Here is a 22,954-nt window from a genome sequence, read left to right on the forward strand (position 1 = left end):
CGGGCTGGCTCGCCAACGAAAAGGGGCCCTGCCTGCGCAGGACCCCAGGCTTTGTAACCGCGATTACTTCAGTTCTTCGGCCTTGATGTAGCCGGAGTCGACCACCAGTGCCTGGTAGTTCGACTTGTCGACCTCATGCGGCGTCAGCAGGATCGAGGGAACGACCTTGACGTCGTTGTTGTAGGTCTTGGTGTCGAGGCCTTCCGGCTTGCCGCCCGAGAGCACCTTGTCGACGAGCTCGACCGTCGACTTGGCGAGTTCGCGGGTGTCCTTGAACACGGTCGAGTACTGTTCGCCGGCGATGATCGCCTTGACCGAAGCGGTCTCGGCGTCCTGGCCGGTGACAACAGGCCATGGCTGATCGGCAGTGCCGTAACCGACGGCGCGCAAGGAGGCGATGATGCCGCGCGACAGGCCGTCATAGGGCGAGAGCACGCCATCGACGCGGCTGCCGTCCGAGTAGTTGGCGGAGAGCAGATTGTCCATGCGGGCCTGGGCCGTCGCCGCCAGCCAGCGCAGCGTGCCGACCTTGTCCATGCCCATCTGGCCGGACTTCACGACGAGGGTCTTGTCGTCGATCAGCGGCTGGAGAACCGACATGGCGCCGTTATAGAAGAAGAAGGCATTGTTGTCGTCCGGCGAACCGCCGAACAGCTCGATGTTGAACGGACCCTTCTTCTCGGGATAGCCGAGGCCCTTGAGCAGCGATTTGGCCTGAATGACGCCGACGCCGAAATTGTCGAATGTGGTGTAGTAGTCGACATTCCCGGTCTTCTTGATCAGGCGGTCATAGGCGACGACGACGACGCCGGCGTCAGCCGCCTTCTGCAGTGCGTCCGACAAGGTCGTGCCGTCGATCGAGGCGATGATCAGCGCCTTCGGGCCCTTGGTGATTTCGTTTTCCAGCTGGCTGAGCTGGTTTGGAATGTCGTCCTGCGCGTATTGCAGGTCGACGGTGTAGCCGAGAGCCTCGAGCTGGGACTTGACGGCGTCGCCGTCATTGATCCAGCGCTGCGAGGTCTTGGTCGGCATCAGCACGCCGACCAGACCTTCGCCTGCCTGCGCAGGCAGCGTCATGGCCGCGATGCCAAGGGCCGCCACGGCGGCCAGTGTCTTGATGATCTTCACATTAACTCTCCCTGGTTGATGGACGCGTACCCTTGGGTTTCGTGGGCCGCGCAATCGTGCAGGAGCGCCAAACGCGCCGCTGCCGTCAATCGATCTCCGGTATCCTCCCAATCGGCCCCGAAACTCTGGTTTCAATCGACACGAGTTTTCCCCCGTCACCGATCGTCAAGTCTCAGGACGCGCGAAGGGTGTGTCGCTTTGCCATAACTGTCAAATGCGATCTTTGATGGTTGCTATATCGAAACTGATATGGCTAAAGCTAGTGGCGACGCTGCCGGATGACTGGTCGGGCGCGGGGTGTGGGAATAAGGAAAATCATGGCAGCGCTGCGAAATCCTGCTGCAATCTCAGCTGGTTACGATGAGGTACCGGGAGAGGGCGGAACCCTGCTGCGCAGCGGCTTGAGCCTGCGCCACATGCGCATGATCGCAGCCCTCGACGAGCACGGCCGGGTGAGCGCCGCGGCCCAGGTCATGAACATCTCGCAGCCGGCCGCTTCGCGCATGATCGCCGAGATGGAGGCGGTGCTCGACGTCAAGCTCTGCGAAAGGCTGCCGCGCGGAATCACGCTGACGCCCTATGGCAAGGCGCTGGCACGGCGTGCGCGGTCGATCCTGCTCGAGATGCGCGAGGTCGATCGCGAGATATTCGAGCTCAAGGCGGGCAAGGGCGGTTCGGTGTTCCTGGGTGCCGTCACGGCGCCGGCAATCGAGCTGGCGGTGCCGGCCATCCGCGAGATCCGCCGCCTCTATCCGCGCATCGAGATCACCATGCAGGTCGAGACCTCGAACGTGCTGGCACGCGAGCTGATCGCCTCCCGCCACGATTTCATCATCGCCCGTATCCCCGACGACCTCAATCCGCGGCTGTTCGAAGCCCGTGTCATCGGCGTCGAAAAGGCCTGCCTGATCGTGCGCCGCAGCCACCCGCTGACCAAAGGCAAGGCGGTGCGGCTGGAGGAGACCGCCGCCTATGACTGGGTGTTCCAGTCGGGCGGCTCGCCGCTGCGCCAGGCGATGGAAAGCAACTTTTTGAACCGCAACATCGCGCTGCCGGATCGCATCCTCAACACCAGTTCGCTGCTGTTGACGCTCGTGATGGTCGCGCAATCCGACGCGATCGCGCCGGTGTCGATCCAGGTCGCGAAATTCATCCAGAACCCGGAAGGACTGGCCGGCGCCATCGACGTCGTCCAGACCGAGTTCGACATCGAGGTCAGGCCCTACAGCCTAATCACGGTGAAGAACCGCGCGCTGTCGCCGGCCGCCAAGATGCTGCACGATTTTATTCTGCGAGAGGTGGGCTAGGCGAGGCGCTGCAGGGAGATTGCGCCTGCCAGACCCCTAAGACATGACCAGAAAGGCCCGCCAGCATGGAACACCGATGCACGTCGGCAACTGCCCGAGTGATGCTCGAAAAAAGCCCGCCAGCAGAAGCCAGCGGGCCAAAGGGTAGACATTCCGGTTGGGGTCATTTCAAGCCCCGCCGACTTCAATGTGGGATATTCCATAAGCTGGCACATCGTCCGAACAGATGAAGGCCGGCAAACCGCGGACAACATGGGCTGTAAAACCGCTGGTTTTCAGCGCTCACCAAATCAGGCGCAAAGCCTCGTGGCACAAGCTGGAGCGGGTAGCGGGAATCGAACCCGCGCGTTCAGCTTGGGAAGCTGACAAGCTACCATTACATCATACCCGCGCTGTTCCTCCGATATCATGGCCCGACGCCGATGCGCAATCCGATTTGAGGAGGCGCCTTGATGCAGCGCGGCCAACTGCGTATTTCTGGGCATGTGCCCGAATCGTGGCACCCGACTGTGGAGACAGGCCTTGTCCGCACTGAACCGCTTTCTCGGCGATACGCCGCTCCGGGTGATCCTGAAGCTGCTCGTCGTGTCGTTCCTCGTCGGCCTCGTCATGAACGCCTTCGGCTGGTCGCCGATGGATGTGCTCTACGGCATCCGCAAATTCTTCATCGACCTGTGGAACCTCGGCTTCCACGCCATCGACCGCTTCCTCGGCTATATCCTGCTTGGTGCTGCGATCGTCGTGCCGGCCTTCATCCTGCTCAGGATCGCCAACTACCGGAAGTAGAGCATGATCCCGAAAAGTGGGAACCGGTTTTCGGAAAAGATCATGCTCAAACAAAAAGGCTTCACGCGTAGCCAGCAGCCACCTCGAACAGGATGGCGTGGCGCGCCGCCAGTGCTGCGACATCCGTCGAATAGCCGCCGCCGATGACGCCGCAAACCGGGACGCCGAGCGTGCGGAAATGGCGGATCACCATATCGTCGCGGGCGCGCAGCCCGTCATCCGTGAGCGACAGCCTGCCGAGCCGGTCCTCGACATGGACGTCGACGCCGGCATTGTAGAAGACGAGGTCCCAGCGCCTTCGCCCCGACAGCTCCGGCAGGATGGCGCCCAGCCGCTCCAGATAGGCTGCATCGCCGGTGTCGTCGGGCAGGGCAATGTCGAGGTTGGAGGCGATCTTGCGCACTGGGTAGTTGCGGTCGCCATGCATGGAGAAGGTCAATACGCGCGGCTCGTCGCCCAGAATGTCGGCCGTGCCGTCGCCCTGATGCACGTCGAGGTCGACAACCAGGATGTTTTGGACAGCACCTTCGGCGAGCAGCACCAGCGAGGCAACGACCACGTCGTTGAAGGTGCAGAAGCCGGCGCCTTGCGCGCGCCGCGCATGATGACTGCCGCCGGCCGTGTTGCAGGCGATGCCCTTCAGCAAGGCCAGCCGCGCCGCCAGCACCGTGCCGGCCGTGGCGAGCTGCGCCCTCAGCGAAACCCGCGGTCCTATGGGAAAGCCGATCTCGCGCTCGATCTTTGCCGGCACTTCGCAGGCAAGCACCTGGTCGACATAGTCGGCCGCATGGGCAAGCTTCAGCCAGGACCCCAGCGCCGGTTCGGGCACGTTGAGGGCGTCCGGCCGCGCCAGACCGCGTGCGCTCAAGGCTTCCATCAGCAGCGGATATTTGCTCATCGGGAAGCGGTGGTTGACGGCGAAACCGGCGTCGTAGTCGGGATGATGAACGATCTGCAAGGGCATGGGACGGCCGGTGCGCCGGAGGCGGGTTTCGGTTGACCATACGTGGTGGATGGTTGCGTGAGGTCCGGAAATTGCGGCACATCGGCTAGCCGATCAAGTCGCAACAGGGAGCAACACGCGTTTGGAGCAGGCTTTACCCACCAAAGCCCACGTCACCGAAGCCAGGGCCTTCGTCGTCACCAACCGCTCGGTGCTCGCCATCGCCGTGCCGATGACGCTTGCCTATCTGACGACGCCGCTGCTGGGTCTGGTCGACACGGCGGTGGTCGGGCAGTTCGGCGACGCCGCCCTTCTCGGCGGCCTGGCGGCCGGCGCCCTGATATTCGATGTCGTCTTCACGACCTTCAACTTCCTGCGCTCCGGCACCACCGGCCTCGTCGCCCAGGCCTTCGGGCGCGGCGATGCACTGGAGGAGCAGGCGGTGTTCTGGCGCGCCGTGCTGATCGCGGTCGTCGCCGGCATCGTGCTTGCCGCACTTGCGCCCCTGGTTTCCACTGCCGGGCAATGGTTCATAGGCGCCGAACCGCGCGTTAGCGCCGCGATGGACGTCTATATCCGCATCAGGATGCTCGCAGCACCGTTCTCGCTGATCAACTACGCCATCCTCGGCTACGTGCTCGGGCGCGGCGAGGGCGGGCTCGGGCTGATGCTGCAACTGGTGCTCAACAGCATCAATATCGCGCTCTGCTTCCTGCTTGGCCTGAAGCTCGGCTGGGGCGTTGCCGGCGTCGCCTGGGCGACGCTCACCGGCGAATTCGTCGCCATGCTGCTTGGTCTTGCCATCGTCGGCCGGCGCTTCTGGGCGGCGCCCAGGCTGGCGCGCCATCGCGTGCTCGATCTGCCGGCATTCCTGCGCATGATGTCGCTCAATCGCGATATCATGATCCGCTCCTTTTCGCTGCTCGCCGCTTTTGCGCTGTTCACGCGCCAGGGCGCGCAGTTCGGCACGCTGACGCTGGCCGCCAACGCCGTGCTGATGAACCTCTTCCTGGTTGCCGGCTATTTCCTCGATGGTTTCGCCACCGCTGCCGAACAGCTCGCCGGGCGCGCCATCGGCGCCCGTGCTGCCGTGGCGTTTGACCAAGCGGTGCGGCTGACGCTGCTCTGGGGGCTCGGCCTGGCAGGCGTGGCGACGCTTGTGTTCCTGCTGGAAGGCACCGATCTGATCGCCCTGATCACGACGTCAACAGACGTCCGCGCCATCGCCGACATCTACCTGCCTTGGGCGGCGTTCACCGCGCTCAGCGGCGTGTTGGCCTTCGAGATGGACGGGGTGTTCATCGGCGCGACCTGGTCGAGCGACATGCGTAACATGATGCTGCTATCATTCCTGGCGTTCAGCGCCGCGCTGCTGATCCTGGCGCCGGCCTTCGGCAATCATGGCCTGTGGGCGGCGCTGCACGTGTTCCTGCTGGTGCGCGGCTTCAGCCTGCTCGCCATATTGCGGCTGCGGGTGCGCACGGCCTTTAGCTGATCCTAAAGCGGTTTCGCCGCCCATTGATCGAGGCGATTGTCGCGAAGCTCGCGCAGCGACTTCAGCCCTTGACTGTCCATGAAACGGACCATGCCGGAAAGAATACGGCCCGGCAGCGCAGGCCCGGCATAGATCATGCCGGTATAGAGCTGCACGAGATCGGCGCCGGCACGGATCTTTTCCAGTGCCGTCTCGGTGGAATCGACGCCGCCGACGCCGATGATGGCGGGGTCCGGGCCAAGCAGTTTTCGCATCCTTGCCAGCACCATGGTCGAGCGTTCGAACAAGGGTTTTCCCGAAAGTCCGCCCGCCTCGCCGGAAAGGCCAGCGCTGCGCAGGCCGGCTCGCGCAATCGTGGTGTTGGAGACGATGACGCCGTCAACTCGCTTGTCGGCGATCTCGGCGGCGATGTCTTCCAGTTCGGCCTCGACCAGGTCCGGCGCGATCTTGAGGAAGACGGCCGGTTTTGCGGATGCCACCGCACGCGCTGCCATGACACGCGACAGGAGTTCGCCGAGCTGCTCGCGCGCCTGCATGTTGCGCAGGCCCGGCGTGTTCGGCGAGGAGATATTGACCGTCAGATAGCTGGCGTATCGGGCAAACCGGGTCACGCCGCGTTCATAGTCGCCGATACGATCGGCGCTGTCCTTGTTGGCGCCGATGTTGACGCCGACGATGCCGGCGCGGCCCGTGCGGGCGGCAAGGCGCCTTTCGGCGGCGTCGTGGCCCTCATTGTTGAAGCCCAGCCGGTTGATCACCGCCTCGTCCGAAGTCACCCGGAAAATGCGCGGCTTCGGATTGCCGGCCTGCGGCAGCGGCGTGATCGTGCCGACCTCGGCGAAACCGAAGCCGAGGCCGAGCAGCGCGTCCGGCACTTCGGCATTCTTGTCGTAGCCGGCGGCCATGCCGAGCGGGTTCGGGAAATCGAGCCCGCAGACGCTGACTTTCAGCCTCTCGTCCTTTGGCGGACGACCGGAGACCGGCAGGCCGCATCTAAGCGCGGCAATCGACAGCCCATGCGCGGTTTCGGGATCGAGCGTGAACAGCAGTTTTTGGCCGATCCGTTCGAACGCGCTCATTCGGCCTCCAGCGCCGGGAATTCATGCCGGCCGTCGGCGCCGAGCGGCAATACATGCACCGAAACGACGGCCTCGAGATCGAGCGGGCCGTAGAGATGCGGGAACAAGGCGCCGCCCCGCGAGACCTCATATTTCAGCGCATCGCCGAGGCGCGCTCCATCGATGGCGACCAGGAGCAACCCGCTTTGGCCGGCGAAATGTTTGGCTGCCGTTTCCCGAACCTGCCCGGCGGTGGAAAAATGGATGAACCCATCGGCGACGTCGATCGGCGCGCCGGTGAAGCGGCCTTCTCTTTCAGCCTCGCGCCACAGCGCCTCGGGAACTATCTTGTAGATGATCTCGGACATGGTTGCGCTATAGTCCGAACAGACCATGCGGGGAAGGGCAGGCCAGAGTTCTTCCCCATTTCGGGCGCAAACTGTGATAGATTGCGCCGAATGGCTCATGGAGGAAAACATGCGTCTGCACCAAATCTTGATCCCCGCAGCACTGGTCTCGCTCGTCGCGGCATCGGCCTTTTCCGAGGAAACCGACCGCTACCGGCTGGAAAAGTCGGCCAATGGCTATGTCCGTATGGATACGCAGACCGGCGCCATGTCGCTCTGCGAGGAGCGTTCCGGCCAGCTCGTCTGCAAGATGGCGGCCGACGAGCGCGCCGCCTTCCAGGGCGAGGTCGACCGGCTGCAAAGTTCGGTGAAGGCGCTCGACGAGCGCGTCGCCAAGCTCGAAAATTCGCTTGCCGCCCGTTTCGAATCGACTTTGCCCAGCGAGGAGGATTTCAACAAGACGATGGGCTACATGGAGCGCTTCCTGCGCAGCTTCATGGATATCGTCAAGGACATGGACAAGGACGACGACGGCGCCAAGCTCAATTCGCAAAAGACCTGAGGACCTGGAATCGCCTACGGCATGCCGCTCGAAACAGCTGGCGTCGCCGCATAAGTTCAGGTCCCGTAAGGCGGAAATCGCCTATGGGATTCGGGGAGGAATACTACTGTTGGGCTACACATTCGTCATTGCCGACGATCACCCGCTTTTTCGCGGTGCATTGAGGGAGGCACTCGCCGGCATCGGCAATGTTGCCGCCATACACGAAGCCGGCGATTTCGAAAGCGCCAAGGCGCTGGTCCTGGCCAATGAGGATGTCGATCTGGTCCTGCTCGACCTGTCGATGCCGGGCGCAAGCGGTCTTTCCGGCCTGATCTCACTACGCGGCATCCATCCGGCGGTGCCGATGATGGTGGTCTCGGCGCATGACGATCCGGTGACGATCCGGCGTGCGCTCGACCTCGGCGCCTCTGGCTTCATCTCCAAATCGGCCAGTATGGAGGAGATCCGCAGTGCCGTGCAGTCGGTGCTTGCCGGCGATATCGCCGCGCCCACCGGCATCGATCTCGGCGTCGAGCGCGATCCCGAGATTTCCGACCTGATCAAGCGGCTGCAGGCGCTGACCCCGCAGCAGACGCGCGTGCTCGGCATGCTGGCGGAAGGGCTGCTCAACAAGCAGATCGCTTATGAGCTCGGCGTCTCCGAAGCGACAATCAAAGCGCATGTCTCGGCCATCCTGCAGAAGCTTGGCGTCGACAGCCGCACCCAGGCGGTGATCCTGCTGTCTAAGATCGGCAGCGACCCGGTTCAGGCGGCCGGATAGACTATGATCCCGGAAAGTGGGAACCGGTTTTCGGACAAGATCATGGTCAAAAAGAGTACTTCCTACTCGGCCGCCGGCGCCAGCGGCCTGACCCTGGCCATCATCGAGCGCAGCATCGCCGGTTTCAGCGGTTTGCTGATCACAGGCACGTCGAGCCTGCCGGCAGCGGCGCGAACCTCGCTGGAGCGGTCGGCGGTGACCAGCACGGCCGGCAGGTCCTCGCCATGGATCGCACGCAACTGGGCGATCAATTCGAGGCCGGTCTTGCCGTCGAGATGATAGTCGGCAAGCACGATGTCCGGCCGATGCATGCCGGAACTCTCGAGATCCTCCGAACCGGAAAGCGTGTCGACGCTGCAGCCCCAGCCCTCGAGCAGCAGCCGCATGCCGTCGAGAATGCGGGCGTCGTTGTCGATGCAGAGCACATTGAGCCCGGCAAGCGAGGCCGTGGCGCGGCCAGGCGCCTTCGCCTCGGCCTCGCGCCGCGGTGCCTGCGCGGCCGCCACCGGCAGCAGGACCGAAAAGCGCGTGCCCTTGCCGGGGTTGGAGAAGATCCGGATTTCGAGGCGCAGGACGCGAGCGATGCGGTCGACGATGGAGAGCCCCAGGCCAAGGCCTTCCGCCTCGCGCACACCCTCGTCGAGCCGGGTGAATTCGCGAAACACGGTGTTGAGCTTGTCGCCGGCAATGCCGATGCCGGTGTCGATCACCTGTATTTCGGCCAGTTCGCCGCGCCGCCGCACGCCGACCAGGATGCGACCATGGCGCGTGTACTTGATGGCGTTGGAGATCAGGTTCTGGATCAGGCGGCGCAGCAGATTGCGGTCCGTCATCACGCTGAGCGACGACGGCATGATCGAGAGTTCGAGCTTCTTTTCGGCAGCAAGCGGCCGGAAGTCGTTGCCGATCTGGCGCAGCAGCCCGTCGAGGCCGAAGCTCGTGTCGTCCGGCTTCATCGCGCCGGCATCGAGGCGCGAAATGTCGAGCACCGCGCCGAGGATCGTCTCGACCGATTCCAGCGACGATTCGATGTTCATCGCCGCCTTGCCGGCGGGTCCCTTGCCGGTCTTTTCGATCAGCGACGAGCAATAGAGGCGGGCGGCGTTCAGCGGCTGCAGGATGTCGTGGCCGGCGGCGGCAAGGAAGCGCGTCTTGCCGAGATTGGCCTCCTCGGCCAGCATCTGCGCCTGCGCCAGCTCCTCGTTGACGCGGGTGAGCTCGGCGGTGCGGTTCTTCACTCGCTGCTCCAGCGATTCATTGGCGCGCTTCAGCGCCAAATCCTGCTCGACGCGTCCGGAAATGTCGGCATAGGTGGCGACGATGCCGCCGTCCGGCATCGGATTGGAGCGCAATTCGAGGATGCGGCCGCTGGTCTTCAGTTCCATCTGCCACGGGCTGACGAAGCTGGTCAGGCGGTTGAGCATGGTGACGCGTTGGTCGGCCGGTATGTCGCCGCGCTCGGCGAGATGGCGCAGGATACGGTCGAGCGAGACGCCGACCTGGCCCATCTCGTCGGGCAGGTCGAACAGCGCCCGATATTGTCGGTTCCAGCAGATCAGGCGGAAATCCCTGTCGAAGACGGTGATGCCCTGTTCCATCTGGTCGAGCGCGATCTGCAGCAGGTCGCGATTGTGCTGCAGCGCCTCGGTGGCATCGTCGAGCAGGCGGAAGGCGTCCTTGGATTCGCGGTCGTTGCGGCGCAGCAGCAGCGACAGGATCAGCCGCGCTGAAGAGGAGCCGACGGCGCTGGCCAGAAGCTGCTCGGAGAAGCGGATGACATCCATGCTGGCCTGTTCGTTGCCGTGCAGTGAAGTGCCGCTGCTTTTCTCGAATGACTGGAAGGACCGCTCGGTGCGTTCGACACCGAGATAGCGCGCGATGGTGTCCTTGAGGTCGTTGACGGTAATGGTGGTGCGGAAGCGGCGCAGGCTCGGCAACGGCCCCGCCTCGCGCGGCACGAAGATCGATGCCTGGATGCGTTCCAGCGGCACCGACGCCCGCGACAGCGAGCCGAACACAAAAAACAGCGTGTTGATCGACAGGCTCCAAAGCACGCCATGGTTCAGTGGCTCGGCGACGGTGCCGAACAGAGCCTGCGGCCGCAACGCTTCGAAGCCGAACAGGCCGTGGACGAGGATGCCGGTATCCGGCGCGACGAGCGAGGGAAGCAGCAGCGTGTAGCTCCAGACGACGATGCCGGCGACCATGCCGAGCGCGGCTCCCCTTCCATTGGCGCCGCGCCAGATGAGCCCGCCGACCAATGCCGGCGCAAACTGCGCGATCGCCGCGAACGACATCAGGCCGATCGAGGACAGCCGCGCGTTGTTGGTGCTCTCGCGGTAGTAGAGGAAGGCGATGAACAGCATGATGAAGATCGCCGCCCGTCGCACATTGAGGATGAGCGTCGACCAGTCCTCGTTCTCGGAGGTCGTGGTCCGCAGCAGTCGCCGCACGAACAGCGGAATAATCAGATCGTTGGAGATCATGATCGACAGCGCGACGCTTTCGACGATCACCATTGCGGTCGCCGCCGACAGGCCGCCGATGAAGGCCGCCATGGCCAGCACGTCGTGGCCGCTGAACAGCGGCAGCGACAGAACGTAGAGGTCGCTGCTGGTTCTCGTGCCGACCAGCGTCAGGCCGGCCAGCGCGATCGGCAGCACGAACAGATTGATCGCTACCAGATAGAGCGGAAACACCCATGTCGCGGTGCGCAACTCGGCCTCGCTGCGGTTCTCGACGATGGTGACGTAGAACTGGCGCGGCAGCATGATGATGGCAAAGCCGCTCAGGCATGTCAGCACCAGCCAGGTGGCGAGCGAGGTGTTGTAGCCCATCGCCTGGCGCACCTGCGTGTTTTCGGCGAGCCGGTCGAACATATCGCCTGGCCCGCCGAAGATCAGAAACGTGACCATCAGGCCGATCGCCAGGAAGGCGGCGAGCTTGACCACGGTTTCGACCGCCACAGCAAGCACCAGCCCGTCCTGGTGCTCGGTGGCGTCGGCGTGACGCGTGCCGAACAGCACCGCAAACAGCGCCAGCAGCATGGCAACGACCAGCGAGATGTCGCTGACGAACGGATCGAACGACGGCGGCGAACCGGTATAGTGCTCGACCATCAGGCTGACCGAGCCGGAGATCGCCTTCAATTGCAGCGCGATATAGGGCACCGCGCCGATGGTGGCGATCAGCGTGGCGATCGCCGCGACAGCGAAGCTCTTGCCGTAACGGGCGCCGAGGAAGTCGGCGATCGAGGTGATCTTCTCGGTCTTGGCCAGCCTGACGATGCGCTGCAGCAGCGGAAAGCCGAACACGAACACCAGAACCGGGCCGATATAGATGCCGAGGAATTCGAGGCCGCGTTCGGAGGACAGCCCGACCGAGCCGAAGAAGGTCCAGGAGGTGCAGTAGATGGCGAGACTGAGCGCATAGATGAAGGGCCGGGCGCGGCCGGGCCCCGATGACGTCGAGCGCCGATCGCCCAGGCTGGCGATGGCAAACAGCAACGTCACATAGGCGATCGCGATGATGACGATGAACCAGCCCTGCACGGCTCGAACTTCCTCCCTGCGCCGACTTTTTCATCCGGCCCTGCAGACGCAATCACAGCTTGGCAATCAAGTCCATCGCCGCTTTCGGCGTATTATATCGGCTGCGTCGGGCAATCGTGACCGGCTGAAATCGGCTTTTGCTCCTGTCGCAACCGCAGGTTTTTGCTATTCTGCCCGCCGGTCGATGCCGAGGGCGTGGACGGCAGCACGGCCGGTCAGGACAAGGAGGGTCGAATGCTGAAAGAGTTTCAGGAATTCATTTCCAGGGGCAATGTGATGGACCTGGCCGTCGCCGTCATCATCGGCGCTGCCTTCAGCAAGATCGTCACCTCGCTGGTCGATGACATCATCATGCCGATTGTTGGCGCGATCTTCGGGGGGCTGGATTTCAACAACTACTTCATACCGCTGTCTTCTGCGGTGAATGCAACCTCGCTGGCTGATGCAAAGAAACAAGGCGCTGTCTTCGCCTATGGCAGCTTCATCACCGTGGCGCTGAACTTCCTTATCCTCGCCTTCATCATCTTCCTGATGATCAAGGCGGTGAACAATCTGCGCCAGCGGCTGGAGCGTGAAAAACCGGCTGCCCCGGCCGCTCCGCCGCCAGCCGACATCGCGCTGCTCACCGAAATTCGCGATCTCCTCGCCAGAAAATAGCGCCTGCGAGAAACTTTCTGGACCAAAACCCCGGTCGCTGGCGGCCGGGGTTTTCTGTTTTCGTCCGCCCTGAAACACGCTAGCAGTCGAGCAAACGAAAACGGACCTATCCATGACCCTGATCGATACCCTGCGCGCCGAAGCTCGGGCGGCGCCTGAAAGCGGCATTGTCGCCGTCATGAACCGCGGTCGCGGCCGCGACGGCATGATCCCACTCTGGGCCGGCGAGGGCGACCTGCCGACGCCTGCCTTCATCACCGATGCCGCCGCCAAGGCGATGGCTGGCGGTGAAACCTTCTACACCTGGCAGAGGGGCATTCCTGAACTCAGGCAAGCGCTCGCCCGCTACTACACCAGGCATTTCGGCAAGACTTTCGCCGACGAGGAATTCATCGTCACCGGCTCCGGCATGCATGCCATCCAGATGGCCATCGATGCGGTGGCCGGCAAGGGCGACGAACTCGTCTATCTGTCGCCGGCATGGCCGAATTTCGCCGCCGCCGCCGGGGTCGCGGGCGCCGTTCCAATCGCGGTCACGCTCGACCAGTCGGACAATGGCTGGTCTTGCGATGTCGACAAGATCGCAGCGGCGATAACGCCACGCACCAAGGCGCTGTTCGTCAACACGCCGTCCAACCCGACCGGCTGGACCGCCGACAAGGAGACGCTGCAGGCTATCCTCGACCTTGCCCGCGAAAGGGGCCTGTGGATCATCGCCGACGAGATCTATTCGCTGTTTCATTACGGCCACGGCCGCGCGCCCTCCTTCATCGACATCATGGCCGATGAGGACCGCATCCTGTTCGTCAATTCCTTTTCCAAGAACTGGGCGATGACCGGATGGCGCATCGGCTGGATCAAGATCCATCCCGCCTTGCAGCAGGTGTTCGAGAACCTGGTCCAGTATTCGACTTCCGGCGTTGCCCAGTTCATGCAGCGCGGCGCCGTCGTTGCCCTCGATGAGGGCGACGCCTTCATCGTCGAGCAGGTGGAGCGGGCGAGGGCGGCGCGCGACCTGGTCTGCGGCATTCTCGCCGAAACCGGCAGGGCGCGGTTCACCGTGCCGCAGGGCGCGTTCTACCTGTTCTTTGCTGTCGACGGCATCACCGATTCCCGCGCTGCCGCCTTCGACATGGTCGACCGCGCCAATGTCGGCCTGGCCCCCGGCACCGCCTTCGGCCCCGGCGGCGAATCCTTTCTCAGGCTATGCTTCCATCGCCGTCTCGACCAGCTCGAGGAAGCGGCACATAGGCTGGCGAAATGGATGAAGGCTGTCTGAGCGACTTCGCTCCGGCGACCGAATGGTTGTCTGAGCAGAGTTTCAAACGGGTTTTCACCCGCCCGACTTCGGCACCAGCAGCGGGATGACGCGGTCGCTCTTGGCCACCGAAGGCCGGCCGGCAGAAGCGTAGGGAATCCCCAACGCGTCCCACGTCTCGACCAGCGCGTCCTGCAGGGACGCGATCAGCGCGTCCGAATGGAACGGTGTCGGCGTGATGCGCAGCCGCTCGGTGCCGCGCGGCACCGTCGGGTAGTTGATCGGCTGGATATAGATGCCGTGTACGCCGAGCAGGCGGTCGCTGGCCATCTTGCAGAGCTCGGGATCGCCGACCAGCAGCGGCACGATGTGGGTAGGCGATTCCATCACCGGCAGGCCGGCCGCGCCAAGCACTTCCTTGGTCCGCGTCGCCTGACGCAACTGCGCGTCGCGCTCGGCCTGCGAGCGCTTGAGATGCCGGATCGAGGTGGTCGCCGCGGCGGCGACAGCCGGCGGCAGCGCCGTGGTGAAGATGAAGCCCGGCGCATAGGAGCGCACGGCGTCGATCACGGCACTGGTGCCGGTAATGTAGCCGCCAAGCGTGCCGAACGCCTTGGCCAGCGTGCCCTCGATGATATCGATGCGGTCGGCCAGCCCTTCGCGCTCGGTGATGCCGCCGCCGCGCGGCCCGTACATGCCGACGGCATGGACCTCGTCGATATAGGTCATGGCATTGTAACGCTCGGCGAGATCGACGATCTGCTTGATCGGCGCGATGTCGCCATCCATCGAATAGACGCTCTCGAAGACGATCAGCTTGGCACGCTCGCGGCCGGCCGCCTGCAGCAGGCTTTCGAGATGCGCGACGTCGTTATGGCGGAAGATCTTCTTCTCGGCGCCCGAGCGCCGCACGCCCTCGATCATCGAAGCGTGGTTAAGCTCGTCCGAGATGATCAGGCAATTGGGAAGCAGCTTCGCAATGGTCGAGATCGACGCCTCGTTGGAAACGAAGCCGGAAGTGAAGACCAGCGCGGCCTCCTTGTCGTGCAGGTCGGCAAGCTCCAGTTCGAGCTCGACCAGCGGGTTGCTGGTGCCGGAAATGTTGCGGGTGCCGCCGGCCCCCGACCCCATCTTGCCTGCCGCCTTCTGGAACGCGGCAATGACGTCGGGATGCTGGCCCATGCCGAGATAATCGTTGGAGCACCAGACGGTGATTTCTTCGGCGCGGCCATTGGCGCGCCAGATGGCGCGCGGGAATTTCCCCACGATACGCTCAAGGTCGGCGAAGACGCGGTAGCGACGCTCTGCATGGAGCTGGTCGATCGCTTCCTCGAAAAACCGCTGATAATTCATGTCGCCTTCCCAATTTTGCGCGGGATCATAGTCATTGGCCTATTCGGCGTCCACCGGGCCCTTTTGGTCAAAATGCCACGCCCCAAGCCTGTTCCTAACGACCACGGAACGTGGCCTATTCCCTCGATGTGGATCAATCTTGTTTCAGGACAATGCCACGCGCCAATGAGACTGGTTACCGCAGATTGTAATGGCCTGGCGGCAGGTTTTCCAGTACGGCGACGATTGAGACAGTTCCGATAAATCATGAATAGCGAGGATGCGGATGACGGTTTTGGTGACAGGCGGTGCCGGCTATATCGGCAGCCATATGGTCTGGGAGTTGCTGGACACAGGCGACAGCGTCGTCGTCCTCGACAGGCTTTCGACCGGCTTTGAATGGGCGGTGGCTCCGGAAGCAAAGCTCGTCGTCGGCGACGTCGCCGACAAGGAATTGGTCGCCTCGATCATTCGCGACAATAAGGTCGACGCGATCATCCATTTCGCCGGCTCGATCGTGGTCCCCGAATCGGTTGCCGATCCGCTCGCCTATTACGAGAACAACACCTGCAAGACGCGCACCCTGATCGAAACCGCGGTGCGCGAAGGCGTGCCTAATTTCATCTTTTCCTCGACCGCCGCGGTCTATGGCGGCGCCGGGTTGGAGCCAGTGCGCGAGGATGCCCGGCTTGCGCCGGAATCGCCCTACGGTCTGTCCAAGCTGATGAGCGAATGGATGCTGCGCGACGCGGCCATTGCCTATGGGCTGCGCTATACGGCGCTGCGCTATTTCAACGTCGCCGGCGCCGATCCAAAGGGCCGCACCGGCCAATCGACGCCGGGTGCCACGCATCTGATCAAGGTCGCCTGCGAGACGGCGCTCGGCAAGCGCCCCTTCATGCAGGTGTTCGGCACCGACTACCCGACGCCGGACGGCACCTGCATGCGCGACTATATCCATGTCAGCGACTTGGCGGCGGCGCATCGGCTGGCCCTGCAGCGGCTGCGCGCCGGCGGGCAAAGCCTGGTCGCCAATTGCGGCTACAGCCACGGCTATTCGGTGCTCGAGGTCATCGACAGCGTACGGCGCGTCTTCGGCCATGATTTCGAGGTGCGGATGGGCGAACGCCGTCCGGGCGACGCCGCGGCGGTGGTCGCCAATTCGGAGCTGGCGCGCGGCGAACTCGGCTGGACCCCGCAGCGCGACAACCTCGACCAGATCGTTGCCGATGCGCTTGCCTGGGAGCGCATCCTGACCAGCAAGAATTCGGCTCTGGGCTGAGCGCGGGCTCTCCGCAAGGGCTCGTCGGCCGCATGCAGAAGCGCTATTGAGGCCTTCACGGCTGGGCGTGGAGCGTTCGTTTGGGGGCGGCATGAAAATATCGGTGCTTGGAGCCGGCGTCGTCGGCACGGCGGCTGCCTATTATCTGGCCAGCGACGGCCATGAGGTGACGGTGATCGAGCGCCATCCGGCACCGGCGCGCGGCACCAGCCAGTCGAATGCCGGCCTTGTGTCGCCCGGGGACGCCACCGCCTGGGCCTCGCCCGCCGCATTGAAGACGTTCCTGCGCGGCCTCTACAACCACGATCTCGGCATCAAGGTGCGGCTGCGCTTCGATCCTTATTTCTTCGCCTGGAGCCTGCGTTTCCTGCGCCAGTGTACGCATAAGCGCATGCATGCCAACACCGAGATCAAGCTGCGGCTGGCGCTTTATTCGCGCGACTGCATCAACGCCATCTCCGCCGAGACCGGCATCCACTATGACGAACGCAAGAAGGGCATTCTGTATTTCTTCCGCTCGCAGCAGAGTTTCGATACCGGCACCGACAATTACCGCTATCTCGCCGAACATGGCCTGCCGATCGAGATCGTCGGCCGCGACCGGCTGGTCGAGCTTGAGCCCGGCCTTGCCGGCGCCAAGGACAAAACAGCCGGCGGCGTTTATTCGCCGATCGACCAGACCGGCGACTCCAGGCAGTTCACGCGGAACCTCGCTGCCTATGCCGCCGAAAAACTCGGCGTCCAATTCCTCTACGGCACCACTGTCGAAGGCCTCGATATCGAGGGCGACCGAGTGCGCGCGGTCATGACCTCGGCCGGCCCGGTGACCGGCGATGCGGTGGTGATCTCGATGGGGCCGGAGAGTGGCCTGCTCGGCCGCCGCTACGGCATCGACCTGCCGGTCTATCCCGTGAAGGGTTACACCGCGACCATCCCGCTGGAGGACGAAAGCAAGGGGCCGACCATGGGCGGCGCCGACGAGGATCGGCTGATCGGCTATTCCAGGCTCGGCAACCGCTTGCGGCTTTCCTCGACCGCGGAATTCACCGGCTTCGACCGCAGCCACCGGCCAAGCGATTTCGCCGCCATGTTCAAGACCGGCAAGGAGCTTTTTCCCGGGGCATTCGACGAGAGCAAGGCCGAGCTCTGGGCTGGACTTCGCCCGATGATGCCGAGTTCGGTGCCGGTCATCGGCCGGGCTCGGTACGAGAATCTCTACCTCGATACCGGCCACGGCCATCTCGGCTGGACTATGGCGTGCGGCTCGGGAATGTTCCTCGCCGACATAGTCGCCCGCCGCAAGCCGGAGATCGATCCACAAGGGCTGGTCTACGCCGGCTAGCAACGGCCTGAACCGCTGGGCGCCATGATCTCGACGGTCAGCCTTGCGCAGCGACTGCCGCCTGCCAGGAGCGCGCGTAGCTCGCCCAGCTTGGATCGGCCGGTGGCTCGGTCCTTTCGCCTCTGTCTTGCGCCGTCCCTTGGTCCGACGCCAGCAAGGCGGCGCCGATGCTGGTGCCGGTGGCGGCCTCGGAGGCAATGACACCACACGCCGTCGCCGCCGCCAGCATGCGGGTGAACAGCCGGTTGCGGGCAAAGGGCCCCTCGACGATGGTGGGACCGTCCGCGCCGATCAGATCGAGGCTCGTCGCGGTCATCAGCGCCAAATAGAAGGAGATGGCAGCAAAGCGCTGGCCGTCGGTCATACCTTCGGCATTGAGCCACGCGGCGGCGTGATGCGGGAACGGCCCCGAACCCTGTTGGGTCGAAGGCAGCAGCGAGGTCTTGCGCGCGAGCACCGCGGCGACATCGTCTTCGGTCCAGTCCTCCGATTGGCCTTCGGTCAGCAGGGAAAACTCGCGGCCGCCCATGAAGCGCGCCGACGGCACGGGATCGCCGAGCGCGTCGACATTGACCAGCGTGTCGCGCGCCGGGTCGAGCAGGACCTTGCTGCCGCCGACGGCCATCGACACCACCCAGGTGCCGGTCGAGACGACGGAGAAAGGCGGTTGGTCGGACAGGAGATGCGGCAGCAGCGATGCGTTGGAATCATGCAGGCCGCAGAACACCGGCGTTTGCGGATCGAGTCCGGTTTGCCGGGCGAGGGCAGGCAGGATCGGGCCCAAGCGGTCCTTCGCCGGCCGTACCGGCGCCATCAGGCCGCGCCATTCCAGCCGCTCGACCAGCGAGGAGAAATCCGCTTTCCACGGATTCCATAGATCGGTGTGGCAGCCGAGCGAGGTTACCTCGCTGGCGGCGACGCCGGTCAGGCGCAAGGCCCAGTATTGCGGGTACATCAGGATCGCGGCGGTTCTTGCGAAATCCGCCGGAAAGCGCTTCTGCTGCCAGAACAACTGCGCGCCGAGATTGAGGCCGACCGGCAGGCGCGGCGTTCCGGTCTCGGTGAAGGGCGGGCGGATCGCGTCATAGTCCCTGGCGAGGGCGTCCGGCCCGTCGAATTCATAATCGAGCACCGGCAGCGCCAGTTCGCCTGATGCGTCCACCAGCACGCCCGTTGCGCCATGGGTGGTGATCGATATCGCATCGATGCGCTGCTCGCGATCGATCTCGGCTAGGCTGCCGAGGATAAACGCCCACAACCGCTTGACGTCGTGATGCGGGTACGGGCCTTGTCGAACAGGCTCGTTCGCCACCCGGCGCAGCGCCACTTCGCTTGATGTGGCAAGATCGACCAGCGCCACCTTGGCGTTGGTTTTGCCGATATCGATGACGGCGACGTGTTGGATATCAGTCACTCCATTATGCAACATCGTCACTAGCGGCGCTGCCCCACTGGCTCTTGTCGGGCCTGATCTAGGCAAAGCGCTCTCGCCGCACGCGCCGCCACAGGATGGGCAGCGCGATGACGATGATCAGCAACAGGCCGATGAAGATCGACATGACGATCCCCGGCACGTTGAGCAGGCCAAGGCCGAAGGTCACCAGCCCCATGATGAAGGCGGCGAGCACGACGCCCAGAATGCTGCCTGCGCCGCCGAGGATGCTGACGCCGCCGAGCACCACCATGGTGATGACTTCCAGCTCGTATCCTTGCGCGATCGACGGCCGGGTCGAGCCGAGCCGCGAGGTGATCAGCACCGAGGCGATGCCCGCCATCAAGCCGGTCAGGCAAAACAGGATGAATTTGATGCGGCCGACGCGCACGCCGGAAAACTGCGCCGCGACCGGGTTGTTGCCGATGGCAAAGACCCGACGGCCGAAGCTCGTCCGGTGCAGAAGGAACCAGTAGACGACTGCTGCGATCAGGAAAAGCGTCAGTTCGAACGACACCACCCACCAGACATAGCCCTGGCCGAAGAAGGCGAAACTCGAGGGATAGCCCTTGTAGGCCTGGTCGCCGAGAATGATGAACGCGATGCCGCGAAACAGGCTCATCGTGCCAATGGTGACGACGATCGACGGCAAGCCCAGCCTGGTGACGAGCAGCCCGTTGAAGGCGCCGCAGCCGAGCCCGACGACGATGCCGATTGCCACCAGGGTCGGCGTGCCGGCGCCGGCCTGCACCGCCATGCCCATCATCGTCGAGGCCAGCGCGATGATCGCGGCGACCGACAGGTCGATCTCGCCGGAAATGATCAGCAGCGCCATGGCCAGCGCGATCAGCGCCTTTTCGGTGAAGTTGAAGGTCAGGTCCGACAGCGACCACGCGTCGAGGAAGTAGGGCGAGGCAAAGCTGTTGACGGCAAAGATGGCAACCGCCACGACGACCAGCAGCGCCTCCCATGAGAAGATCGCCGACGTCAGCGGCTTGTCGAGCCGGTCGGGAATATGGCGTGGGGCAGGGGTATCGGTCATGCCGCTTCCGCCTTCTTGAGGATGATGCGGCCCTGCCGGCGCTCGCCGCGCGCGTTGAGCACCACCGCCAGGATGATGGCGCTGCCCGAAATCGCCATCTGCCAGAAGGGCGAGATGTTGATCACCGGCAGCGCGTTGGAGATGATGCCGAGGAACAGCGCGCCGAGCACCGCGCCGCCGACCGAGCCGATGCCGCCGGCGATCGAGATGCCGCCGATGACGCAGGCGGCGATGATGTTGAGCTCATAGCCGTTGGCGACCTCGACCGAGGCGATGACGTAGCGCGAAATCCAGAGATAACCGCAGAGGCCGCCGATCATCCCCGAGATGCAGAAGACGATGAATTTCGTCCGGCCGACATCGATGCCGGCATAGACCGATGCGGTCGGGTTGACGCCGATGGCGTAGATCGAGCGGCCGAGCGCGGTGCGTGTCATCACGAGGAAGAACAGGGCGATGACCAGCAGGGCGATCCATGACAGGATCGGTATGCCGAGGAATGCCGCGCGCTGCAGGCCGATGAACTCAGGGCTCATCTGGTCGGCATTGACCCAGGCGCCGCCTGATATGACGAAGGTGGCGCCCCGGTAGATGGTAAGCGTGCCAAGCGTCACCACGATCGAGGGAATGTTCAGCCGCCACACCAGCAGGCCATTGAGGGCGCCGAGCACCAGCCCGACAAGAAGTGCCGCGACGATCAGCAGCGGGATCGGGATTGCCGGATGCGCGGCGTTCAGCATCGCCACCACCATGCCGGTGAAGCAGAGATTGGATGCCATCGACAGGTCGATCGAGCGGGTCAGGATGACAACCATCTGGCCGAGCGCCAGGATCATCAGGATTGAGGTGTCGTTGAACACCTGGCGCAGATTGCCGGGAGCGGCAAAGCCCGGAAAACGCATCGAGATCAGCCCGATCAGCACGGCGATTGCCGCGAGCAGCCAGACCTCGCGATATCTGAGAAATGCCTTCATGCCGCGATCCCCGCTGCCGTCCTGACCAGCGTTTCTGCGTCGAGGCCCTTGTTGTCGTAGACCGCGGCAATGCGGCCCTCTCGCATGACGACGACGCGGTCGGACATGCCGAGGATTTCCGGCAGTTCGGACGACACCATGATCACCGACAGGCCCTGCGCGACGAGTTCGGCCATGAAGCCGTGCACGGCTGCCTTTGAGCCGATGTCGATGCCCTTGGTCGGCTCGTCCAAAATAATCACCTTGGGCGCGGTCGCCAGCCATTTGGCGATGACGATCTTCTGCTGGTTGCCGCCCGACAGCGTGCCGACGTCCTGGCTGAGCGAGGAGGCGCGCAGGTCGAGCCGCTCGGTGTAGGAGCGGGCGAGCGCGAATTCCTCCGCCAGCCGCAACATGCCTGACTTGGAGGTGCGCTTGAGCGAGGGCAGCGAGACATTCTGGAAGATCGGCAAGCCGATCACCACGCCTTGCTTGCCGCGCTCCTCCGGCACGTAAACGATGCCGGCATCGATCGAATCCGCCGCCGATTTCGGCGCGATCGCCTTGCCCTCCAGCGCGATCGTGCCGCGGCTGGTGCGGGTGATGCCTGATATCGCCTGCATCACCTCGCTGCGCCCGGCGCCGACAAGGCCGTAGAAGCCGAGGATCTCGCCTCTGTGCAGCTCGAAGCCGATATCGTCGAACTCGGTCGGGTGCGACAGGCCGGAGACGGCAAGCACCGGCGCGCCGATCTCCGCCTTGCGCTGCGGGAAGATGTGATCGACGGCGCGGCCGACCATCATGCGCACGATCTGGCTCTGGCCGGCGTCCTTGATCAGGCCTTCGCCGACCATCTCGCCATCGCGGAACACGGTATAGCGGTCGGCGATACGGTAGATCTCATCGAATTTGTGGCTGATGAACAGGATCGCCTTGCCGTCGCTCTTGAGGAATTCGATCAGCAGGAAAAGCTCTTCGATCTCCTTCATCGAAAGCGCTGCCGTCGGCTCGTCCATGATGACGATCCGCGCGTCGATCGACATGGCGCGGGCAACCGCCACGAGATGCTTGTTGGCGATGCCGAGGTCCTTCAGCCTGGCGTCGGCGTCGATATGGCCGGCGCCCATCGTATCCAGCACCTCGCGGGCATTCTTGCGCATCGTGCGCCAGTCGATGGTCTTGAAACGGGTGCGCGGCGCATGGCCGAGAAAGATGTTTTCAGCCACTGTCAGATCGTCGAACAGCACTGTTTCCTGATGGATGGCGGTGATGCCGTGCCCGAAGGCGGCATGGGCGCTGGGCAAGGCGACGGGCTGGCCGTCGATGCTGATGGTGCCCGCATCGGGCTGGTAGATGCCGGTCATGATCTTGACCAGCGTCGACTTGCCGGCGCCGTTCTCGCCGATCAACGCGGTCACTTGGCCGGGATAGAGCGCCAGGCTGACATCATGCAGCGCGCGCACGCCGGGAAAGCTTTTGCTGATGCCGGACAGGGTCAGGCGCGGCCCGGAAGACAAAGGCGCTTCCTTCGCCATTTCGTGTTGGGCTGTCGTGTCCATAATCGTATCAAGCCCTGAAATGTGGTCCGGTGGAAGACGCGGGGGGGGGGGGGGCCCCCCCCCCCCCCGGGGGTGGGGCGAGCGAGAAAAAAAATTTTTTTACCAGAGAAGTTTATAACAAAACCACCCCCCCCCCCAAACAAGCCAAGGGGAGGGG

19 protein-coding genes and 1 tRNA gene are annotated in these 22,954 nt (G+C 63.9%); 9 read left to right on the forward strand and 11 right to left on the reverse strand.

Annotated features, from left to right (window positions below; all coding sequences use genetic code 11):
- Positions 1–63 precede the first annotated feature (63 nt).
- Positions 64–1,128 (reverse strand): multiple monosaccharide ABC transporter substrate-binding protein, encoded by a 1,065-nt coding sequence (gene chvE / locus NKJ08_RS26000; RefSeq protein ID WP_352526805.1) that lies wholly within the window; start codon positions 1,126–1,128, stop codon positions 64–66.
- Positions 1,129–1,445: 317 nt separating this feature from the next.
- On the opposite strand from chvE, the gene NKJ08_RS26005 reads away from it, so the two are divergent.
- On the forward strand, positions 1,446–2,435 hold the full coding sequence (locus tag NKJ08_RS26005; RefSeq protein WP_352526806.1) for a LysR family transcriptional regulator: 990 nt from the start codon (positions 1,446–1,448) through the stop codon (positions 2,433–2,435).
- A 317-nt stretch (positions 2,436–2,752) separates the two neighbouring features.
- Here the strand turns inward: NKJ08_RS26005 and NKJ08_RS26010 are convergent.
- A tRNA-Gly gene (locus NKJ08_RS26010) sits at positions 2,753–2,826 on the reverse strand.
- A 92-nt stretch (positions 2,827–2,918) separates the two neighbouring features.
- On the opposite strand from NKJ08_RS26010, the gene NKJ08_RS26015 reads away from it, so the two are divergent.
- Positions 2,919–3,221 (forward strand): DUF6460 domain-containing protein, encoded by a 303-nt coding sequence (locus tag NKJ08_RS26015; protein WP_198030500.1) that lies wholly within the window; start codon positions 2,919–2,921, stop codon positions 3,219–3,221.
- 61 nt (positions 3,222–3,282) lie between these two features.
- Here the strand turns inward: NKJ08_RS26015 and NKJ08_RS26020 are convergent, their stop codons facing one another.
- Positions 3,283–4,185, reverse strand: coding sequence for a histone deacetylase family protein (locus tag NKJ08_RS26020; RefSeq protein WP_352526807.1), 903 nt, complete (start codon positions 4,183–4,185; stop codon positions 3,283–3,285).
- Positions 4,186–4,306: 121 nt separating this feature from the next.
- Here NKJ08_RS26020 and NKJ08_RS26025 point away from each other — a divergent pair, with 121 nt between their 5' ends.
- Positions 4,307–5,659, forward strand: a complete 1,353-nt coding sequence (locus NKJ08_RS26025; RefSeq protein ID WP_352526808.1) for an MATE family efflux transporter — start codon at positions 4,307–4,309, stop codon at positions 5,657–5,659.
- Between the two features lie 2 nt (positions 5,660–5,661).
- On the opposite strand, the gene NKJ08_RS26030 is transcribed toward NKJ08_RS26025, so the two are convergent.
- Positions 5,662–6,738 (reverse strand): quinone-dependent dihydroorotate dehydrogenase, encoded by a 1,077-nt coding sequence (locus NKJ08_RS26030; RefSeq protein ID WP_352526809.1) that lies wholly within the window; start codon positions 6,736–6,738, stop codon positions 5,662–5,664.
- On the reverse strand, positions 6,735–7,085 hold the full coding sequence (locus NKJ08_RS26035) for a DUF952 domain-containing protein (RefSeq protein ID WP_352776079.1): 351 nt from the start codon (positions 7,083–7,085) through the stop codon (positions 6,735–6,737). Before NKJ08_RS26035 ends, NKJ08_RS26030 begins: the two co-directional genes overlap by 4 nt.
- 109 nt (positions 7,086–7,194) lie before the next feature.
- Between NKJ08_RS26035 and NKJ08_RS26040 the strand changes: the two genes are divergently transcribed.
- Positions 7,195–7,626 (forward strand): hypothetical protein, encoded by a 432-nt coding sequence (locus NKJ08_RS26040; protein WP_352526811.1) that lies wholly within the window; start codon positions 7,195–7,197, stop codon positions 7,624–7,626.
- A gap of 109 nt (positions 7,627–7,735) precedes the next feature.
- Positions 7,736–8,389 carry a response regulator transcription factor gene (locus NKJ08_RS26045; protein WP_502896013.1) on the forward strand — a complete coding sequence of 218 codons (654 nt, stop codon included), beginning with the start codon at positions 7,736–7,738 and terminating at the stop codon, positions 8,387–8,389.
- Between the two features lie 62 nt (positions 8,390–8,451).
- Here the strand turns inward: NKJ08_RS26045 and NKJ08_RS26050 are convergent, their stop codons facing one another.
- The gene (locus NKJ08_RS26050) at positions 8,452–11,940 is read right to left on the reverse strand and encodes a hybrid sensor histidine kinase/response regulator (RefSeq protein WP_352526812.1); all 3,489 of its coding nucleotides are present in this window, start codon (positions 11,938–11,940) and stop codon (positions 8,452–8,454) included.
- Between the two features lie 234 nt (positions 11,941–12,174).
- Here NKJ08_RS26050 and mscL point away from each other — a divergent pair, with 234 nt between their 5' ends.
- On the forward strand, positions 12,175–12,597 hold the full coding sequence (mscL, locus tag NKJ08_RS26055) for a large conductance mechanosensitive channel protein MscL (RefSeq protein ID WP_352526813.1): 423 nt from the start codon (positions 12,175–12,177) through the stop codon (positions 12,595–12,597).
- Between the two features lie 112 nt (positions 12,598–12,709).
- The gene (locus NKJ08_RS26060) at positions 12,710–13,876 is read left to right on the forward strand and encodes a pyridoxal phosphate-dependent aminotransferase (protein ID WP_352526814.1); all 1,167 of its coding nucleotides are present in this window, start codon (positions 12,710–12,712) and stop codon (positions 13,874–13,876) included.
- Positions 13,877–13,930: 54 nt separating this feature from the next.
- On the opposite strand, the gene hemA is transcribed toward NKJ08_RS26060, so the two are convergent.
- Entirely contained in the window at positions 13,931–15,208 is a 1,278-nt protein-coding gene (hemA, locus tag NKJ08_RS26065; protein WP_352526815.1) for a 5-aminolevulinate synthase, read from the reverse strand.
- A 265-nt stretch (positions 15,209–15,473) separates the two neighbouring features.
- Between hemA and galE the strand changes: the two genes are divergently transcribed.
- Positions 15,474–16,469: a UDP-glucose 4-epimerase GalE gene (gene galE, locus NKJ08_RS26070; RefSeq protein WP_352526816.1), complete on the forward strand. Its 996-nt coding sequence runs from the start codon at positions 15,474–15,476 to the stop codon at positions 16,467–16,469.
- Between the two features lie 91 nt (positions 16,470–16,560).
- Positions 16,561–17,811, forward strand: coding sequence for a D-amino acid dehydrogenase (locus NKJ08_RS26075; protein ID WP_352784028.1), 1,251 nt, complete (start codon positions 16,561–16,563; stop codon positions 17,809–17,811).
- 37 nt (positions 17,812–17,848) lie between these two features.
- Here the strand turns inward: NKJ08_RS26075 and NKJ08_RS26080 are convergent, their stop codons facing one another.
- The 4 genes from NKJ08_RS26080 to NKJ08_RS26095 all read right to left on the reverse strand — a co-directional run bounded on the left by NKJ08_RS26080 (position 17,849) and on the right by NKJ08_RS26095 (position 22,797).
- Positions 17,849–19,216, reverse strand: a complete 1,368-nt coding sequence (locus NKJ08_RS26080; RefSeq protein WP_502896015.1) for an FGGY-family carbohydrate kinase — start codon at positions 19,214–19,216, stop codon at positions 17,849–17,851.
- Positions 19,217–19,283: 67 nt separating this feature from the next.
- A complete protein-coding gene (locus NKJ08_RS26085) occupies positions 19,284–20,285 on the reverse strand; it encodes an ABC transporter permease (RefSeq protein WP_352526819.1) in 1,002 nt (333 codons plus the stop codon).
- The gene (locus NKJ08_RS26090; protein ID WP_352526820.1) at positions 20,282–21,259 is read right to left on the reverse strand and encodes an ABC transporter permease; all 978 of its coding nucleotides are present in this window, start codon (positions 21,257–21,259) and stop codon (positions 20,282–20,284) included. Before NKJ08_RS26090 ends, NKJ08_RS26085 begins: the two co-directional genes overlap by 4 nt.
- Positions 21,256–22,797 carry a sugar ABC transporter ATP-binding protein gene (locus NKJ08_RS26095; RefSeq protein ID WP_352526821.1) on the reverse strand — a complete coding sequence of 514 codons (1,542 nt, stop codon included), beginning with the start codon at positions 22,795–22,797 and terminating at the stop codon, positions 21,256–21,258. Before NKJ08_RS26095 ends, NKJ08_RS26090 begins: the two co-directional genes overlap by 4 nt.
- Between the last annotated feature and the right edge of the window lie 157 nt (positions 22,798–22,954).

Origin of the sequence: Mesorhizobium sp. M0244, assembly GCF_040321795.1 — a bacterium.
Classification (GTDB): Bacteria; Pseudomonadota; Alphaproteobacteria; order Rhizobiales; family Rhizobiaceae; genus Mesorhizobium.

Coding starts and splice junctions, on each gene's coding strand:
- NKJ08_RS26005 (WP_352526806.1), top strand. CDS start 1,446: ATGGCAGCGCTGCGAAATCCTGCTGCAATCTCAGCTGGTTACGATGAG.
- NKJ08_RS26015 (WP_198030500.1), top strand. CDS start 2,919: ATGTGCCCGAATCGTGGCACCCGACTGTGGAGACAGGCCTTGTCCGCA.
- NKJ08_RS26020 (WP_352526807.1), bottom strand. CDS start 4,185: ATGCCCTTGCAGATCGTTCATCATCCCGACTACGACGCCGGTTTCGCC.
- NKJ08_RS26030 (WP_352526809.1), bottom strand. CDS start 6,738: ATGAGCGCGTTCGAACGGATCGGCCAAAAACTGCTGTTCACGCTCGAT.
- NKJ08_RS26035 (WP_352776079.1), bottom strand. CDS start 7,085: ATGTCCGAGATCATCTACAAGATAGTTCCCGAGGCGCTGTGGCGCGAG.
- NKJ08_RS26040 (WP_352526811.1), top strand. CDS start 7,195: ATGCGTCTGCACCAAATCTTGATCCCCGCAGCACTGGTCTCGCTCGTC.
- mscL (WP_352526813.1), top strand. CDS start 12,175: ATGCTGAAAGAGTTTCAGGAATTCATTTCCAGGGGCAATGTGATGGAC.
- NKJ08_RS26060 (WP_352526814.1), top strand. CDS start 12,710: ATGACCCTGATCGATACCCTGCGCGCCGAAGCTCGGGCGGCGCCTGAA.
- hemA (WP_352526815.1), bottom strand. CDS start 15,208: ATGAATTATCAGCGGTTTTTCGAGGAAGCGATCGACCAGCTCCATGCA.
- galE (WP_352526816.1), top strand. CDS start 15,474: ATGACGGTTTTGGTGACAGGCGGTGCCGGCTATATCGGCAGCCATATG.
- NKJ08_RS26075 (WP_352784028.1), top strand. CDS start 16,561: ATGAAAATATCGGTGCTTGGAGCCGGCGTCGTCGGCACGGCGGCTGCC.
- NKJ08_RS26085 (WP_352526819.1), bottom strand. CDS start 20,285: ATGACCGATACCCCTGCCCCACGCCATATTCCCGACCGGCTCGACAAG.
- NKJ08_RS26090 (WP_352526820.1), bottom strand. CDS start 21,259: ATGAAGGCATTTCTCAGATATCGCGAGGTCTGGCTGCTCGCGGCAATC.
- NKJ08_RS26095 (WP_352526821.1), bottom strand. CDS start 22,797: ATGGACACGACAGCCCAACACGAAATGGCGAAGGAAGCGCCTTTGTCT.